This is a genomic window from Klebsiella sp. HMSC25G12, from assembly GCF_001807705.1.
Taxonomy (GTDB): Bacteria; Pseudomonadota; Gammaproteobacteria; order Enterobacterales; family Enterobacteriaceae; genus Klebsiella; species Klebsiella variicola.
The window spans coordinates 22989-39978 of sequence record NZ_KV789805.1 but is presented as its reverse complement, the minus strand read 5'-3'; the positions used below and the strand labels follow the sequence as shown (position 1 = coordinate 39978).

General features: G+C 57.8%; 17 protein-coding genes. 10 read left to right on the top strand and 7 right to left on the bottom strand.

Annotated elements, in window-relative coordinates:
- Window positions 1-47 precede the first annotated feature (47 nt).
- Window positions 48-839, top strand: a complete 792-nt coding sequence (gene ygiD, locus HMPREF3096_RS03575; protein ID WP_008806520.1) for a 4,5-DOPA-extradiol-dioxygenase — start codon at window positions 48-50, stop codon at window positions 837-839.
- Window positions 840-879: 40 nt separating this feature from the next.
- Here ygiD and HMPREF3096_RS03570 read toward each other — a convergent pair whose 3' ends face one another.
- From HMPREF3096_RS03570 to tolC, 3 genes are all read right to left on the bottom strand, one after another.
- Window positions 880-2040, bottom strand: coding sequence for a glutathionylspermidine synthase family protein (locus HMPREF3096_RS03570; protein WP_050887211.1), 1161 nt, complete (start codon window positions 2038-2040; stop codon window positions 880-882).
- A 5-nt stretch (window positions 2041-2045) separates the two neighbouring features.
- Complete coding sequence (locus HMPREF3096_RS03565; RefSeq protein WP_008806518.1) at window positions 2046-2717, bottom strand: DUF1190 family protein; 672 nt, start codon at window positions 2715-2717, stop codon at window positions 2046-2048.
- Window positions 2718-2884: 167 nt separating this feature from the next.
- A complete protein-coding gene (gene tolC / locus HMPREF3096_RS03560) occupies window positions 2885-4357 on the bottom strand; it encodes an outer membrane channel protein TolC (protein WP_008806517.1) in 1473 nt (490 codons plus the stop codon).
- Window positions 4358-4553: 196 nt separating this feature from the next.
- Here tolC and nudF point away from each other — a divergent pair, with 196 nt between their 5' ends.
- From nudF to parE, 5 genes are read left to right on the top strand one after another with little or no spacing between them, the layout of a single operon-like run.
- Complete coding sequence (nudF, locus tag HMPREF3096_RS03555; protein ID WP_008806516.1) at window positions 4554-5186, top strand: ADP-ribose diphosphatase; 633 nt, start codon at window positions 4554-4556, stop codon at window positions 5184-5186.
- Window positions 5183-5605, top strand: coding sequence for a DUF1249 family protein (locus HMPREF3096_RS03550; protein ID WP_002916847.1), 423 nt, complete (start codon window positions 5183-5185; stop codon window positions 5603-5605). The genes nudF and HMPREF3096_RS03550 overlap by 4 nt, the downstream gene beginning before the upstream one ends.
- Window positions 5606-5629: 24 nt before the next feature.
- On the top strand, window positions 5630-6457 hold the full coding sequence (gene cpdA / locus HMPREF3096_RS03545) for a 3',5'-cyclic-AMP phosphodiesterase (protein WP_008806515.1): 828 nt from the start codon (window positions 5630-5632) through the stop codon (window positions 6455-6457).
- Window positions 6457-7032 (top strand): esterase YqiA, encoded by a 576-nt coding sequence (yqiA, locus tag HMPREF3096_RS03540; RefSeq protein ID WP_008806514.1) that lies wholly within the window; start codon window positions 6457-6459, stop codon window positions 7030-7032. Before cpdA ends, yqiA begins: the two co-directional genes overlap by 1 nt.
- Before the next feature lie 30 nt (window positions 7033-7062).
- A complete protein-coding gene (gene parE / locus HMPREF3096_RS03535) occupies window positions 7063-8958 on the top strand; it encodes a DNA topoisomerase IV subunit B (protein WP_008806513.1) in 1896 nt (631 codons plus the stop codon).
- A 72-nt stretch (window positions 8959-9030) separates the two neighbouring features.
- Here the strand turns inward: parE and HMPREF3096_RS03530 are convergent, their stop codons facing one another.
- The 4 genes from HMPREF3096_RS03530 to qseB form a co-directional block, all read right to left on the bottom strand.
- Window positions 9031-9345, bottom strand: coding sequence for a putative quinol monooxygenase (locus HMPREF3096_RS03530; protein WP_008806512.1), 315 nt, complete (start codon window positions 9343-9345; stop codon window positions 9031-9033).
- 81 nt (window positions 9346-9426) lie between these two features.
- A complete protein-coding gene (locus HMPREF3096_RS03525) occupies window positions 9427-10008 on the bottom strand; it encodes an NAD(P)H-dependent oxidoreductase (protein WP_008806511.1) in 582 nt (193 codons plus the stop codon).
- Between the two features lie 106 nt (window positions 10009-10114).
- The gene (gene qseC, locus HMPREF3096_RS03520; RefSeq protein ID WP_023340731.1) at window positions 10115-11464 is read right to left on the bottom strand and encodes a quorum sensing histidine kinase QseC; all 1350 of its coding nucleotides are present in this window, start codon (window positions 11462-11464) and stop codon (window positions 10115-10117) included.
- Window positions 11461-12120 (bottom strand): quorum sensing response regulator transcription factor QseB, encoded by a 660-nt coding sequence (qseB, locus tag HMPREF3096_RS03515; protein WP_008806509.1) that lies wholly within the window; start codon window positions 12118-12120, stop codon window positions 11461-11463. Before qseB ends, qseC begins: the two co-directional genes overlap by 4 nt.
- 149 nt (window positions 12121-12269) lie before the next feature.
- Between qseB and HMPREF3096_RS03510 the strand changes: the two genes are divergently transcribed.
- The 4 genes from HMPREF3096_RS03510 (at window position 12270) to plsC (ending at window position 16933) form a co-directional block, all read left to right on the top strand.
- Window positions 12270-12677: a YgiW/YdeI family stress tolerance OB fold protein gene (locus HMPREF3096_RS03510; RefSeq protein ID WP_008806508.1), complete on the top strand. Its 408-nt coding sequence runs from the start codon at window positions 12270-12272 to the stop codon at window positions 12675-12677.
- Between the two features lie 77 nt (window positions 12678-12754).
- On the top strand, window positions 12755-13624 hold the full coding sequence (locus HMPREF3096_RS03505; RefSeq protein ID WP_032731257.1) for an AraC family transcriptional regulator: 870 nt from the start codon (window positions 12755-12757) through the stop codon (window positions 13622-13624).
- Between the two features lie 121 nt (window positions 13625-13745).
- Window positions 13746-16004: a DNA topoisomerase IV subunit A gene (parC, locus tag HMPREF3096_RS03500; RefSeq protein ID WP_008806506.1), complete on the top strand. Its 2259-nt coding sequence runs from the start codon at window positions 13746-13748 to the stop codon at window positions 16002-16004.
- A gap of 191 nt (window positions 16005-16195) precedes the next feature.
- Window positions 16196-16933 carry a 1-acylglycerol-3-phosphate O-acyltransferase gene (gene plsC, locus HMPREF3096_RS03495; RefSeq protein ID WP_008806505.1) on the top strand — a complete coding sequence of 246 codons (738 nt, stop codon included), beginning with the start codon at window positions 16196-16198 and terminating at the stop codon, window positions 16931-16933.
- Window positions 16934-16990: the final 57 nt, after the last annotated feature.

The window sequence follows — 16990 nt, the reverse complement described above, 5'->3', positions numbered from 1 at the left end:
AAGCGCGTAATGTGAGCACATCACATTGACACCCTAAGGATATCATCATGTCCCCTACCCGAATGCCCGCGTTGTTTCTCGGCCATGGCAGCCCAATGAACGTGCTGGAAGACAACATTTATACTCGCGCCTGGGCTCACCTGGGCGAAACCCTGCCGCGTCCGAAGGCGATTGTGGTGGTCTCTGCGCACTGGTTCACGCGCGGTACGGGCGTGACGGCGATGGAGGCCCCGAAGACCATTCACGACTTCGGCGGTTTCCCACAGGCGCTGTATGACACCCATTATCCGGCGCCGGGCTCTCCGGCGCTGGCGCAACGACTGGTGGAGCTGCTCTCGCCTGTGCCGGTCACTCTCGACAAAGAAGCCTGGGGATTTGACCATGGCTCGTGGGGCGTGCTGATTAAAATGTATCCGCAGGCGGATATCCCGATGGTTCAGTTGAGCATCGACAGCACCAAACCGCCGGCCTGGCATCTCGAAATGGGGCGGAAACTGGCCTCGCTGCGTGATGAAGGCATTATGCTGGTGGCCAGCGGCAACGTGGTGCATAACCTGCGCACCGCCCGCTGGCACGGCGAGAACACGCCATACCCATGGGCAGAGTCCTTCAATAACTACGTGAAGGCGAATCTGCAATGGCAGGGGCCGGACGAGCAGCACCCGCTGGTTAACTACCTGGCACACGAAGGAGGCTCGCTCTCCAACCCAACGGCGGAGCATTTCCTGCCGCTGCTATATATCCTGGGGGCGTGGGATGGTGTTGAAGCGATTACGATCCCGGTCGATGGCATCGAGATGGGCTCGCTGAGTATGCTGTCGGTGGTGGTTGGCGCCTGATGATAGTGTGCTCCGGCGATATCGTCGCCGGAGCGCGACATTATTCGACGAAAATGTGCGGATAGAAGCGCGACAGATCCTGAGTGATCAGCGCCCGATCTTCGCGAATGCCGATCCCGGCGGGCTGATCGTTGATGAGCCAGCTGCCAATCAGCGTGTAGCTGTCACCAAACTTCGGCAGGGGGTAAAACTCCTGCACGATGGTTCCTTCTTCCCCGTACGGACCTTCCACCGACTCCACGACCTTGCCCTGCTCAACAATGGAGACGTTGGCCCCTTCACGAGAGAAGATCGGCTTAATGACGTACTTCTCCATCTCCGGGTGGGCATCTTCGCTGAAGTAGGCCGCCAGCAGATTCGGGTGATTGGGGAACATTTCCCACAGCATCGGCAGCAACGCTTTGTTGGAGATAATGCTTTTCCACGCGGGCTCCAGCCAGCGCACGCCGGCGTCTTCCAGCTTGGTGGAGAACATCTCCCGCAGCATAAACTCCCACGGATAGAGCTTGAACAGGTTACCAATCACCTGATCCTGCAGATCGGTAAACTGACCTTTTTCGCCCAGACCGATATCTTCGATATAGAGGAATTCCGTCGCCAGGCCTGCTTCCGCGGCGCAGTCCTGCAGATACTGCACAGTGCCGCGATCTTCAACGGTATCGCGGCAGCAGGCCATATGCAGCAGCTGGAAGCCAAACTGCTCGCGCAGCTCGCCGAAGCGATCGATGAGCTTTTCCTGCAAACTATTGAACTGGTCGCTGCCCGCCGGCAGCTTGCCGACGTTGAGCTGGTCTTCCAGCCAGATCCACTGGAAGAAGGCCGCTTCATACAGCGAGGTCGGGGTGTCGGCATTGTTCTCCAGCAGCTTCGGTTCGCCGACGCCATCCCAGGCCAGGTCGAGACGCGAGTAGAGCGACGGCTGGTTGGTTTTCCACGACTGGCGCACAAAGCCCCAGGTGTGTTTAGGGATGCGGAATTTAGTCATCAGCTCATCGCTGGCGATCACTTTCTCCACCACCTGGAGGCACATTTGATGCAGCTCGGCGGTGACTTCCTCCAGTTTTTCCACCTGCGCGAGGGTCAGCTTGTAATAAGCCTCTTCGCTCCAGTAGGGCTCGCCGTACATGGTGTGGAAGTTGAAACCGTACTCGGTCGCTTTCTCGCGCCAGTCCGGGCGCTCGGTAATACTGACTCTTTCCATGTGAGTTAGCCGCCCATCGAGCGAGAAGAGGACGTTGAGCCTGCGGCGCTACGCTGCATAGTCGACTGCTTCGCCACCGACTCGCCAAAACCACCGCGGGTAACGGTGGTGGTAGTTGCTGGCTTCGGCGCCATCGCGGTTTTCGGCACGTTCATGGTGCGACCCGGCTGGGCGGCGCCATAGCTTTTGCCGCTCGCATCGGTGTATTGACCATAGGCCGGGCTGGCCGGGTTTTTCGAGCTGAACAGCGGCTGCTGTTGCGCCATGCCGCCGCCCATCAGGCGGCCCATCATATAGCCGGCCATCAGCGGCATCCAGAAGCTGCCGCTGCTTTGCGCCTGCGCCTGGTTTTCCGGGGCGACGCCCGCCTGGGCTGGCGTCTGCTGGCACTGGCCTTCGCCAAACTCGGCGACGCAGTCTTCCCGGGTGGCATATTTCGGCGCGGTACGTTCTGCCTCTTTTACCGCGTTGGTGTAAGCCGTGGTGCACTCGGCTGCTTTGCCCGGATTGGCGGCGGAGCAGTCATCGGCGTTCTGGTATAGCGACACCGTTTCATCGCTTTTTTCACAACCGGCAAGCATAAAGACCGCGGTGACGGCCAGCGCGACCGGCGTCAGATGGCGTGCGCTCCAGCTTTTGCGGAACGACGAATGATTAATTTTTTTTGTCCGTTTCATATTTGTCTTCCAGGACCCAGTGGTATGGCGTGTGTTAACGCTCAGGATAGAGGATGAGTGGTGGAAAATGAAGCGAAGAGGGGCGCTAAGCGGGGGATCTTTACGTTGCCTTACGTTTAACGCATCGCCTGTCCGACGGACAGGCGATGCGCGTCACAGTATGGGTATTACTGACGGAACGGATTGCTGCCGCTGCTCTGGGTGGTCCGTGCGGACGCCGGTTTCACCGCTGCGGTAGTGTTGCCGTAGCCATCGGCGGTGGCATCCTGCTGTGGATTTTCCGGAGCGACGCTGTCTGCGGAGGTGGGGATCGGTTTGCCCAGCGTGTTGTTCAGGGCGACCAGATCCTGCTCGTTCAGGGTACCTAACGCCGACTTAATGTTCAGCTCGTTGATCAGGTAGTTATAGCGCGCATTGGAGAGCTGCTGCTTGGCGTTATACAGCGTGGTGGTGGCGTCGAGGACGTCAACGATGGTACGCGTACCCACCGAGTAGCCTGCTTCCATCGCATCCAGGGAGCTTTGCGCAGAGACCACCGCCTGTTTGTAGGCGTTGATGCTGCTGATGGAGGCGTTCACGTTGTTAAACGACGAACGCACAGTCTGCACGACGCTGCGGTGGGCGCTTTCCAGCTGCTCGCTGGCGCCAACGAAGTTGTATTGCGCCTGTTTGACCTGCGAGGTCACCGCGCCGCCCTGATACAGTGGCAGAGAGAAGTTCAGGCCGATTTGGTTCTGCCCGGCATCGTTATCCTGGTATTGCTGAGGATTATTATGGGTTTTTGAACCACTGTAGCTAGTATTCGATACCCCACTCGACGCGGATAGGCTGAGCGTCGGCAAATGCCCGTCCTGCGCCTGGCGAATCTGCTCGCGAGCCAGGTCCTGGTTCAGACGCGCCTGCAGCAGCGACAGGTTGCGGTTCTCCGCTTCCTTCAGCAGGGCGTTGACCGCCTGCGGCTTGTTGGTTTTGAAGCCATTCACATTCAGCGAGGCCAGCTCCGGATAGTAGTTACCGGTGACCTGGCGCAGTTCTTCGACGGCGTTGTCGAGATCGTTACGCGCGGTGACTTCGTTCGCCAGCACGGCGTCGTATTGTGAACGGGCGTTCTGCACGTCAGTGATCGCCACCAGGCCTACGTTAAAGCGCTGAGTGGTTTGATCCAACTGGCGGTAAATAGCCTGTTTCTGCGCTTCGGTATAGGAGAGCGTGTCGATGGCGGCCAGCACTTTAAAATAGGCCGTCGCGGTATTCAGAATCAGCGTTTGCTGATCGGTCTGATACGTGACATCCTGAATGCCTGCCGTTTTTTCCTGTAGCGTCAGGGCGCGCCATTTCGACATATCAAACAGAACCTGCGTTAACTGCAGCGAGCCGCTGGTGACGTTTGAATTGATGCCGTTGCTGTCGCGATAGCCATTGTTATAGGTATAATCCGCTCCCAGCCCAAGCTGAGGCAGTAATGGACTGCGCGCTTCATTGATCTTTTCGAACGCGGCGTCACGATCGGCTGCCGATTTACGCAGATCGGGGTTGCTGATGCGCGCCTGCTGGTAAACCTGAAGCAGGTTTTCCGCCTGGCTCATGGCGCTGAACCCGGTCAGGCTCAGGCCGATAAGAATGGGGAGCAATTTCTTCATTTGCATTCCTTGTTGTGAAGCATTTAGCGCTGGTCTAATTCTAAGAAAAATTCCGCTGATTGTATCGATTCTGCCGCCGTAAAAAGTTGGCGTTACGTGCCATCCGGCGGTAATTTGCACCAATCTAACATACGGACCGTAAAACGGTAGCCAAACGGTCTGGAAATCCCTAATTTCGGATTAGCAGGACATGACAATGAGCAAACCCATTCAGCAGGGAATTACCTTCTTCAAAAATGATGTAGAAATTATTGCACGCGAAACGCTGTATCGTGGTTTTTTTTCGCTCGATTTATACCGTTTTCGCCACCGCCTGTTTAACGGCGGCATGAGCGGCGAAGTCACCCGTGAAATTTTTGAGCGCGGGCATGCCGCCGTCTTGCTACCCTTTGACCCGGTGCGGGACGAAGTGGTGCTCGTCGAACAAATCCGTATTGCCGCCTATGATACCAGCGAGAGCCCGTGGCTGCTCGAAATGGTCGCCGGCATGATCGAAGCGGGGGAAACGGTGGAAGACGTTGCCCGTCGGGAAGCGCTGGAGGAGGCCGGACTTGAAGTCGGGCGGACGAAACCAATATTAAGCTATCTGGCCAGTCCTGGCGGCACCAGCGAACGGTTATCGATCCTGGTGGGAGAAGTTGATGCATCCACGGCAAAAGGCATTCACGGCCTGGCCGAGGAAAACGAGGATATTCGGGTGCATGTGGTGAGCCGGGAACAGGCTTACCAGTGGGTAGAAGAGGGGAAAATCGATAACGCAGCCTCTGTCATCGCCTTGCAATGGCTGCAATTGCATTATCACAATTTACGAAACGAGTGGACAAAATGAAGCGTTATACACCTGACTTCCCTGAGATGATGCGCCTGTGCGAGACCAACTTCGCGCAGTTGCGCCGCCTGTTGCCGCGAACGGATGCAGCGGGTGAGAAGGTAAGTTATCAGGTGGGAAGCGCGCAGTATCGGTTAACGATAGTTGAATCGACCCGCTACACTACTCTGGTGGCGATAGAACAGACTCTGCCTGCGGTAAGCTACTGGAGCCTGCCGTCGATGACCGTTCGCCTCTACCATGACGCCATGGTGGCCGAAGTGTGTTCGAGTCAGCAGATCTTTCGCTTCAAAGCGCGGTATGATTATCCTAATAAAAAGTTGCATCAACGCGACGAAAAGCATCAAATTAACCAGTTTCTGGCCGACTGGCTGCGTTACTGTTTAGCACATGGAGCGATGGCGATTCCGGTTTGTTAGCGTCGTTAAACCTAAGGACACCATTTGGAAAGCCTGTTAAACCTACCTCTGGCTGGTGAGGCCAGAGTCAGGATCTTACAAATTACTGATACTCACCTGTTTGCTGAAAAACATGAAACGTTGTTAGGCATTAATACCTGGGAAAGTTATCAGGCCGTACTGTCGGCTATTCATGCCTCACAGCGTCCATGCGATCTGATTGTCGCAACAGGCGATCTGGCGCAGGACCACTCCTCCGCGGCCTATCAGCATTTTGCTGAGGGTATCGCGAGTTTTGCTGCACCCTGCGTCTGGCTACCGGGTAACCATGATTTCCAGCCGGCGATGTACAGTACGCTGCAGGCGTCAGGCATTTCACCCGCCAAGCGCGTGTTTCTCGGCGACCACTGGCAGATCCTGCTGCTGGACAGCCAGGTGTTTGGCGTTCCCCATGGCGAGCTGAGCGACTTCCAGCTGGAGTGGCTCGAACACAAGCTGGCAGAAGCGCCGGAGCGTTATACCTTACTCCTGCTGCACCACCATCCGCTGCCTGCTGGCTGTAGCTGGCTGGACCAACACAGCCTGCGCAACGCTGGCGCGCTGGACCGCGCGCTGAGCGCCTGGCCGCGGGTGAGACATCTGCTGTGCGGCCATATTCATCAGGAACTGGATCTGGACTGGAATGGCCGGCGTATGATGGCGACGCCGTCGACCTGCGTCCAGTTCAAACCACACTGCGCCAATTTCACTCTGGATACCGTCTCACCCGGCTGGCGCTGGCTGGAGCTGCATCCTGACGGGACGCTGACCACCGAAGTGTGCCGCCTGGAAGGCGCCGAGTTCCACCCGGATATTGCTTCAGAAGGCTACTGATGGCGACGCTTCTTTATCTGCACGGCTTTAACAGTTCCCCGCGCTCGGCGAAGGCGATGGCGTTAAAGACCTGGCTGTCGCAGCAGCACCCCGACATCACCATGGTGGTACCGGAGCTGCCGCCTTATCCGGCTGAAACGGCAGAGCTGCTGGAATCCATTGTGCTGGAGCATGGCGGCGAGCCACTCGGGGTTGTGGGGTCGTCGCTGGGCGGCTACTACGCGACCTGGCTGTCGCAGTGCTTTATGGTGCCGGCGGTGGTCGTCAACCCGGCGGTGCGCCCGTTTGAACTGCTGAACAATTTTCTCGGCCACAATGAGAATCCATACACCGGGCAGCAATATGTGCTAGAGTCTCGCCATATTTACGATCTCAAGGTCATGCAAATCGACCCGCTTGAAGCGCCGGATTTACTCTGGCTGCTGCAGCAGACCGGGGATGAAGTGCTTGATTACCGCCAGGCCGTTCATTACTACGCCTCCTGCCGGCAAACGGTGGAGGAGGGCGGTAATCACGCATTTGTCGGCTTTGACGATCATTTCACTCAGATTATCGAATTTCTCGGCCTGTGCTAAACGGCCCTGAACGACCTACGAATACACACCATGACGCAATCTTCATATAACGCTGATGCCATTGAGGTACTCACCGGGCTAGAGCCGGTGCGCCGCCGTCCGGGCATGTATACCGACACCACCCGTCCTAACCATCTTGGTCAGGAAGTTATTGATAACAGTGTCGATGAAGCGCTGGCAGGCCACGCCAAACGCGTGGAAGTTATCCTTCATGCCGACCAGTCCCTGGAAGTCATTGACGACGGGCGCGGCATGCCGGTCGACATTCACCCGGAAGAAGGGGTGCCGGCGGTTGAGCTGATCCTCTGCCGACTGCACGCGGGCGGTAAGTTTTCCAACAAAAACTACCAGTTTTCCGGCGGCCTGCACGGGGTGGGGATCTCGGTGGTCAACGCCCTGTCAAAACGCGTAGAGGTAACGGTTCGTCGCGACGGTCAGGTCTACAGCATCGCCTTTGAAAACGGTGAAAAAGTAGAAGATCTGCACGTCACCGGTACCTGTGGCAAACGCAATACCGGGACCAGCGTCCATTTCTGGCCGGACGAAAGCTTCTTCGACAGCCCGCGTTTCTCCGTTTCGCGTTTGACCCATCTGTTAAAAGCGAAAGCGGTGCTGTGTCCCGGCGTGGAAATCGTGTTTCGCGATCAGGTCAACGACAGCGAGCAGCGCTGGTGCTATGCCGATGGCCTTAACGACTACCTGTGCGAAGCCGTAAACGGCCTGCCGCTGCTGCCGGAAAAACCGTTCGTCGGCACCTTCTCCGGCGAGACGGAAGCCGTGGACTGGGCGCTGCTGTGGCTGCCGGAAGGCGGCGAATTGCTGACCGAAAGCTACGTCAACCTGATCCCGACCATGCAGGGCGGGACGCACGTTAACGGTCTGCGTCAGGGACTGCTGGATGCGATGCGCGAGTTCTGCGAATACCGTAATATCCTGCCGCGCGGCGTGAAGCTGTCAGCGGAAGATATCTGGGATCGCTGCGCCTACGTGCTGTCGGTGAAAATGCAGGATCCGCAGTTCGCCGGGCAAACCAAAGAGCGTCTGTCGTCGCGCCAGTGCGCGGCGTTCGTCTCCGGCGTGGTGAAAGATGCCTTCAGTCTGTGGCTGAACCAGAACGTACAGGCTGCCGAACTGCTGGCGGAGATGGCTATCTCCAGCGCCCAGCGTCGTCTGCGCGCCGCCAAGAAAGTGGTGCGTAAAAAGCTGACCAGCGGTCCGGCATTGCCGGGTAAGCTGGCAGACTGCACCGCCCAGGACCTGAACCGCACCGAGCTGTTCCTCGTCGAAGGGGACTCGGCGGGCGGTTCTGCCAAGCAGGCGCGCGATCGCGAATATCAGGCGATCATGCCGCTGAAAGGCAAGATCCTGAATACCTGGGAAGTCTCGTCCGATGAAGTGTTAGCTTCGCAAGAAGTGCACGACATTTCGGTGGCGATTGGTATTGACCCGGATAGCGATGATTTAAGCCAGCTGCGCTACGGCAAAATTTGTATTCTGGCGGATGCCGATTCCGATGGCCTGCACATTGCCACCCTGCTGTGCGCGCTGTTTGTGAGACATTTCCGTACCCTGGTGAAAGAGGGGCACGTCTACGTCGCGCTGCCGCCGCTGTACCGTATCGATCTCGGTAAAGAGGTCTACTACGCGCTGACGGAAGAAGAAAAAACCGGCGTGCTGGAGCAGCTGAAGCGTAAGAAGGGCAAGCCAAACGTCCAGCGCTTTAAAGGTCTGGGTGAGATGAACCCAATGCAGCTGCGGGAAACCACGCTTGATCCGAATACCCGCCGGCTGGTGCAACTGGTGATCAGCGATGAGGATGAGCAGCAGACCACGGCGATGATGGACATGCTGCTGGCCAAGAAGCGTTCCGAAGACCGTCGCAACTGGCTGCAGGAGAAGGGCGATATGGCGGATCTGGAAGTGTAAGTCTGTACGCTGCGCCTGACGTAAAAGGGAGCCTCAGGCTCCCTTTTTCATTTCACGACTGCGTCGGCGGGCTTAGACGCCAGGCTGCAGGATACGGATGGTGGTCTCCAGCACATCGCCTTTGACCGCTTCCGACCAGGCTTTCATGTGCGGCGTTTGCAGGTGCGCTTCAAGATGCGCGACGCTTTCCCACTGCTCCACCATGACGATAGAGTCGGGGGCCGTGGTCTGGAAGCTGACGCCGGCGGCATGATCTACCATCGGCGCGTAGCCGTGGCAGCCGGCCTCCTGCAAAACGGTCGGAATGATTTTCGCGAACTGATCGAGAACCGCCTGACGGTGGTGCTGGCCCGGGCGGGTACGGATTTCTGCAATCACTGTTAACATGGTTAACTCAACTCCTTCTGTGTGTATCTCGTCATACTCCAGGTTCGAATAACTCGAAATATGTAGAGCGTAGACCTGTAGTTAACCAAAAATTTCCGCCAGATGCTTGCGATATTCTGCGATATACCGTGGGACATCAGGCATTTTAATCACGTCGTTGGCGATAAAGGTCGGCAGCGCTTCCATTCCCAGGAACTGGTTAGCCTTATGGAACGGCAGGTAAACGCCGTCAACGCCGACGCCGTGGAAGAACTGGTCTTCGTCGGTGAAGGCTTCCATCGGCGCGTTCCAGGTCAGGGAGAGCATATATTTTTTCCCCTGCACCAGGCCGCCGGAGCCATATTTTTTGCTGGCGTCGGAGCGGGTACGACCGTCGCTGGCGTACAGCGAGCCGTGGCCTTCGGTAAAGACATCATCCATATATTTCTTCACCGTCCACGGGGCGCCCATCCACCAGCCCGGCATCTGCCAGATCACCACATCGGCCCAGAGGAAATTCTGCACTTCTGCTTTTACGTCGTACTCGCTTTCGGCGCGAACGCTTTTAACATCGTGCCCGGCGTCGCGCAGATAACTCTCCGCGACCTCGGTCAGGGTGTCGTTCAGCTGGCCATTCGAGTGCGCGAACTTTTTTGCGCCATTGATAATCAGGATGTTGCTCATCATTTGTCCTCAATCTTGAAAATTTGCCGATGATCTTACCCCGCGAAGCGGGGCAGTAAAATGAGCAAAATGTGCAAAGTCTTTTGCCAAATGAGCAATAATCTCGCTACCAGTACACGCGGGCTTCGAAGCCGCCGTCGCGCGCGTTGGCGAAATCAACCTGCATGCCGTGCAGCGAGGCGATGCGCCGGACGATAGACAGGCCCAGGCCGCTGCCCGGCGCGTCCTGCCCCGGCGGGCGATAAAAACGCTCGCCGATGCGCGCCAGCGCCTGCGGGCTAATGCCTGGGCCGTTATCACGCACCCGAAACTCGCGGCCGTTGAGGGTGATATCAACCTGGCTGCCGCGCGGGCTATAGCGTACGGCATTATCCAGCAGGTTGCGCACCAGCAGGCTGAGCAGCAGCGGCTGGCCGGTGTGAACGATATGACTGGCATTCAGGTGTAGGCGTAGTTCAATGGCGGACTGCTGCGCATGGTGATACATCTCCATCACCGCCGACTGCAGCAGGTCGTCGATGGCGACCGGCTGCACGTCGTCCAGTTGGGCGAGTGAGTCCAGCCGCGACAGCGTCAGCAGTTGATCGACCAGCCGGGTGGCGCGATCGATCCCCTGGTGGAGCTGGGCCAGCGCTTTCTCACGTCCTTCTGCATCGTCCATAGAGAGCTGGGCGACGTCGGTCTGTACCTTCAGTGCCGCCAGCGGGCTGCGCAGTTCATGGGCGGCATCAGAGGTAAACCGACGTTCGCGCAGCATGGCGTTATGGGTGCGCTGGAACAACTGATTCAGAGCCTCGACCAGCGGGCGGACTTCGGAGGGGATCTTCTCCACGCTGAGCGATTCCGCTGAGTCCGGCGCGCGCAGGCGCAGCGTGCGCGCCAGCTTTTTCAACGGCGCCAGTTCGCGGCTTAACAGCACGATAAGCAGCACGAACATCAGCGGCAGGGCGATCATCCACGGGGTGAGCTGCGAGGTCACGATATCCATCGCCATTTCGCGCCGATAATCCCACTCCTGACCGACGACGATGCGATGGCGACCGTCGTCGGTGGTTAGCCACAGGAAGCGCCATTCGTCATCATCGCCGCGCAGGTAGCCATTGCTGAACCCCTCGCGCTGCGAGTTCCACTGGATATCCTCCCCGTTCTCGCCGTCGTTGAGCACCATGGTGCCGTCGCGGGTGAAGATGGCGAACGCCAGCGCGTCGTCGTCGATGTGTCCATGCCGCACCTTTTTCTTTTCACCGAGCGATTCGGGCGGGGCGCGGAGTTCATCGAAATGCATGGCGCTCAGGCGGCGGGCGAACAGCAACTGCTGGGTATCGAACAGCTTATCCAGCTTTTTGCTGGTTTGCTGCCAGGCGATCACGCTGGCGACGCCCCAGGCGGCCGCGGTCAGCACAGCAAACAGCAGCGTCAGACGGACGCGCAGGCTCAGGCGGGCAAGTCGTTTCATGCGTCACCCAGGGTATAGCCTATGCCGTGGACAGTGCGGATAAATCCGCTACCGAGTTTGCGGCGCAGATGATGGACGTGAACTTCCACGGCGTTGCTGGAGACCTCGTCGTCCCAGGTGTAGAGCTTTTCTTCGATAAGCTTGCGCGGCAGTACGCGACCAGCGTTACGCAGCAGCAGTTCCAGCAGGGCGAACTCTTTCGGCTTTAGCACCAGGCTCTCGCCGTCGAGGCTGGCGGTTAAGCGGTTCGGGTCGAGGCTCACCTTGCCGTGGCGCAGCTCGCTGCTGCTCTGGCCGTGCGCGCGACGGATCAACGCTTCGAGGCGCGCCGCCACTTCAATCAGGGCGAAAGGCTTGCACAGATAGTCATCGGCGCCGAGCCGTAGCCCCTCCACTCGCTGGCTGAGCGCATCGCGGGCGGTAAGGATCAGCACTGGCTCATGGCGGCCCTTGTCCCGCCATTCGCGCAGAATATCGAGGCCATCGATGCCGGGGAGGGTGAGATCCAGGATTGCGGCGTCGTAGGGGGCGCTATATAAGGCATTTTTGCCCTCCAGCCCGGCGGTAAACCAGTCAATGCTGAAGCCCATTTTGCTCAGCCCGGCTTTGATGCCGTCGCCGATCAGCTTGTCATCTTCCACCAGTAATATGCGCATGTTTCCCTCCGACGATCCTGTTTCTTTGCGCAGTAAACCGCGTTGAAGCGGGTGATGTACAGCATTAAAATTTCTTTTTTCCGCTTAAGAAGTCGTTAAGTTTTGTCGGGCGTAATAGGAGCCATATCAACACGAAGGGAGAACACATCATGAAGAAAATTGCTGCGATGACCGCGATCGTTGCCCTGGTTTCCATGCCGGTGCTGGCTGCCGAACAGGGCGGGTTTACCGGTCCTTCTTCGACCACGCAGGTCAGTTCCACCGCGCAGGCTGGCGGATTCACCGGCCCGAGCGGCGCGGTGACCACCGTCGCCAATGCCAAATCGCTGCGGGACGATACCTGGGTGACCCTGCGCGGCAAGATAACCGAGCGCATTTCTGACGATCTGTATAAATTCCAGGATGCTTCCGGGGTGATCAATGTCGATATCGACCACAAGCGCTGGAACGGCGTGACCGTCGGCCCGCAGGACACAGTAGAAATTCAGGGGGAAGTCGATAAGGACTGGAACTCAGTAGAAATCGACGTTAAACAGATCCGTAAAATCGCGCCATAAGGCTTCGTCAGATAAGCGCAAGATCGGTCAGGCATCGCGATCCTCGCTCTGTCAGAGTATGTCGCGAGGAGGAGACGATGAACGATATTAAGGCCAGCCCGGCGTATGTCGGGCGCTTCCAGCGTGTCTGTAGGTACATTGCGCGCCATCTTGATGAGCCGCTGTCGCTGGAGACGCTGAGCGCGATAGCGCACAGTTCGCCTTACCATTTTCACCGGCAATTTAGCGCTTATACCGGCATTCCATTGTACCGGTATATTCAGTGGTTGCGTCTGCGACGCGCCTGTTGGCGCCTGGCGTTCAACCCCCGCGATAAAGTCATCGATATTGCCCTTGATGCCGGATTTCAGAATGCGGAGTCGTTCAGTCGTGCCTTCCGTACCGCGTTTGACCAAAGCCCGACCCAATTCCGTCAGCAACCGGACTGGGCCGAGTGGCATCGACGCGTACCGAAACATACGCTACAGGAGCAAACGTCGATGGACGTCAACATCATTTCCTTCCCCACCACCCGGATAGCCGTATTGCAACATCGCGGCAGCCCGGACCTTGTCAACACCACCGCCGCGCGTTTTATCGCCTGGCGTAAGACGAGCGGATTATCGCCCGTCGCCACCAGCGATACCTGGGGTATCGCCTGGGGCGATCCGCAGACCACCCCGCAGGAGGCATTTTGTTTTGATATCTGCGGTACGGTCGCTGGGCCGGTCGGTGAAAACGCCTTTGGCGTGATTAACGGCGAAATCCCCGGCGGACGCTGCGCCGTCGTGCGCCATCACGGCTCGCTGGACACGCTGGCGAACAGCGTTTGGTTTCTCTATCGCGACTGGTTACCCGCGTCAGGCGAGACGTTACGGGATTTTCCGGTGTACTTCCGTTACCTCAATTTTGTCCATGAGGTGGCTGAGCATGAACTGCAAACCGATATTTATCTGCCGCTGGCCTGATTAAGCGTGACGGAATCCTCAACCGATCTCACGGCCTGTGACTCAGGGCGTGAGATCGGGTATTATCGCGGGTAGTTTTGCCGTCCGAACGGTCGGTACCCAGATTGAGGATCCACGATTAATGAGCGATATGGCAGAGCGCCTTGCGCTGCATGAATTTACGGAAAATGCTTACCTGAACTACTCCATGTACGTGATCATGGACAGGGCATTACCGTTTATTGGCGATGGCTTAAAACCGGTCCAGCGTCGCATCGTCTACGCGATGTCCGAGCTGGGGCTGAACGCCAGCGCGAAATTCAAAAAGTCCGCCCGCACCGTCGGCGACGTGTTGGGTAAATATCACCCGCACGGCGACAGCGCCTGCTATGAAGCGATGGTGCTGATGGCGCAGCCGTTCTCTTACCGTTACCCGCTGGTAGACGGGCAGGGAAACTGGGGTGCGCCGGACGATCCGAAATCCTTCGCCGCCATGCGTTACACCGAGTCCCGCCTGTCGAAGTATGCTGAACTGCTGCTCAGCGAGCTGGGACAGGGAACGGTCGACTGGGTACCAAACTTTGACGGGACGCTGCAGGAGCCGAAAATGCTGCCTGCGCGTCTACCGAACATCCTGCTTAATGGCACCACCGGCATCGCGGTGGGTATGGCCACTGATATTCCGCCGCACAACCTGCGTGAAGTGGCCAAAGCGGCTATTACCCTGATTGAGCAGCCGAAAACGACTCTCGACGAACTGCTGGATATCGTGCAGGGGCCGGATTTCCCGACCGAGGCGGAGATCATCACCTCGCGGGCGGAAATTCGCAAAATCTACCAGAACGGACGCGGCTCAGTGCGCATGCGCGCGGTGTGGAGCAAAGAGGACGGCGCGGTGGTGATTAGCGCGCTGCCGCACCAGGTTTCCGGCGCCAAAGTGCTGGAGCAGATTGCGGCGCAGATGCGCAATAAAAAGCTGCCGATGGTTGACGATCTGCGCGACGAATCGGACCACGAAAACCCGACCCGTCTGGTGATCGTCCCGCGCTCCAACCGGGTGGATATGGAACAGGTGATGAACCACCTGTTTGCTACTACCGATCTGGAAAAAAGCTACCGCATCAACCTCAATATGATCGGCCTCGACGGACGCCCGGCGGTGAAAAACCTGCTGGAGATCCTCAGCGAGTGGCTGGTGTTCCGTCGCGATACCGTGCGTCGCCGTCTGAACCATCGGTTAGAGAAAGTGCTTAAGCGCCTGCATATCCTTGAAGGTTTGCTGGTGGCGTTTCTCAATATCGATGAAGTGATCGAGATCATCCGCACCGAAGATGAACCGAAGCCAGCCCTGATGTCGCGCTTTGGCATCAGCGAAACCCAGGCGGAAGCGATTCTGGAATTAAAACTGCGCCACCTCGCCAAACTGGAAGAGATGAAGATCCGCGGCGAGCAGGACGAGCTGGAAAAAGAGCGCGACCAGCTGCAGGCGATTCTGGCTTCTGAGCGTAAAATGAACAACCTGCTGAAAAAAGAGCTGCAGGCTGATGCCGATGCTTTCGGTGACGAACGCCGCTCGCCGCTTCACGAACGTGAAGAAGCGAAAGCGATGAGCGAGCATGATATGCAGCCGTCTGAGCCAGTGACTATCGTTCTGTCGCAGATGGGCTGGGTGCGGAGCGCCAAAGGGCACGACATCGACGCTCAGGGCTTGAGCTATAAAGCGGGCGACAGCTGGAAGGCCTCGGCGAAAGGCAAGAGCAACCAGCCGGTGGTGTTTATCGATACCACCGGGCGCAGCTATGCCATCGATCCGATTACCCTGCCTTCCGCGCGTGGCCAGGGCGAGCCGCTTACCGGTAAGCTGACTCTGCCGCCGGGGGCGACCGTGGAACATATGCTGATGGAAAGCGACGATCGTAAGCTGCTGATGGCTTCCGACGCGGGCTACGGTTTTGTCTGCACCTTCAACGATCTGGTGGCGCGCAACCGTGCCGGTAAAGCGCTGATCACCCTGCCTGACAACGCGCACGTGATGCCGCCGCTGGTGATTGAGGACGAGTCCGATATGCTGCTGGCCATCACGGCAGCCGGACGGATGCTGATGTTCCCGGTGAGCGATCTACCGCAGCTGTCGAAAGGCAAGGGCAACAAAATTATCAGCATTCCTGCGGCGGAAGCCGCCGCCGGGCAGGATGGCCTGGCGCATCTGTTTATCCTGCCACCGCAGAGCACGCTCACCATCCATGTTGGCAAACGGAAAATCAAACTGCGTCCGGAAGAGCTGCAAAAAGTCACCGGCGAGCGTGGTCGCCGCGGTTCGCTGATGCGCGGGCTGCAGAAGATCGACCGTGTTGAAATCGACTCGCCGCGCCGCGCCGCGGCAGGCGATAGTGAAGAGTAAACGCCACTCCTCCCGTCTTTGACGGGAGGAGGCGAAAAAATGCCGCAAAATCGTTGTTTATTCAGGCGTTGCGATTAACAATGTCCATCACCAGGGACCCAGGAAGAACGGTCCCGGCCTGCGCAGAACTGATGAGCCTGCCTTCTGTCAGCAGCGAATAATTCTAAGCGGTTTGGGTTTTAGAGGTAGCTATGCTATTCATTTTTCGAGTAATTTTCGTGGTCATTTATTGCATCGTGGTGTGCATACTTGGCTGTCTGTACTGCTTGTTCAGCCCGCGTAATCCAAAACATGTTGCCACTTTCGGCCATCTGTTTGGCCGCTTATCTCCGGTATTTGGCCTGAAGGTGGAACTGCGCAAACCTGCTGATGCGGAAAGCTATGGCAACGCGATCTACATCGCTAACCACCAGAACAACTATGATATGGTGACGGCGTCGAACATCGTGCAGCCGCCGACGGTCACCGTAGGTAAAAAAAGCCTGCTGTGGATCCCGTTCTTTGGCCAGCTCTACTGGCTGACGGGCAACCTGCTGATTGACCGTAATAACCGAACCAAAGCGCATGGCACCATTGCTGAAGTGGTGAATGCCTTTAAAAAGCGTAAAATTTCGTTCTGGATGTTCCCGGAAGGGACCCGCAGTCGCGGCCGCGGCCTGCTGCCTTTTAAAACCGGCGCCTTTCACGCGGCGATCGCCGCCGGAGTGCCGATTATTCCGGTGTGCGTGTCCAACACATCGAACAAAATTAAGCTCAACCGCTGGAACAACGGTCTGGTGATTGTTGAGATGCTGCCGCCGGTGGATACCAGCCAGTTCGGTAAAGACAACGTGCGCGCGCTGGCGACGCATTGCCGCGAGCTGATGGCCGCCAAAATTGCTGAGCTGGACAACGAAGTGGCCGCGCGCGAAGCGGCTAAAAAGTCATAAGACAGGAAACGCCGCCAACGCGCGCGTATTGCTGGCGGGAAACGAATTCCCTTTTTC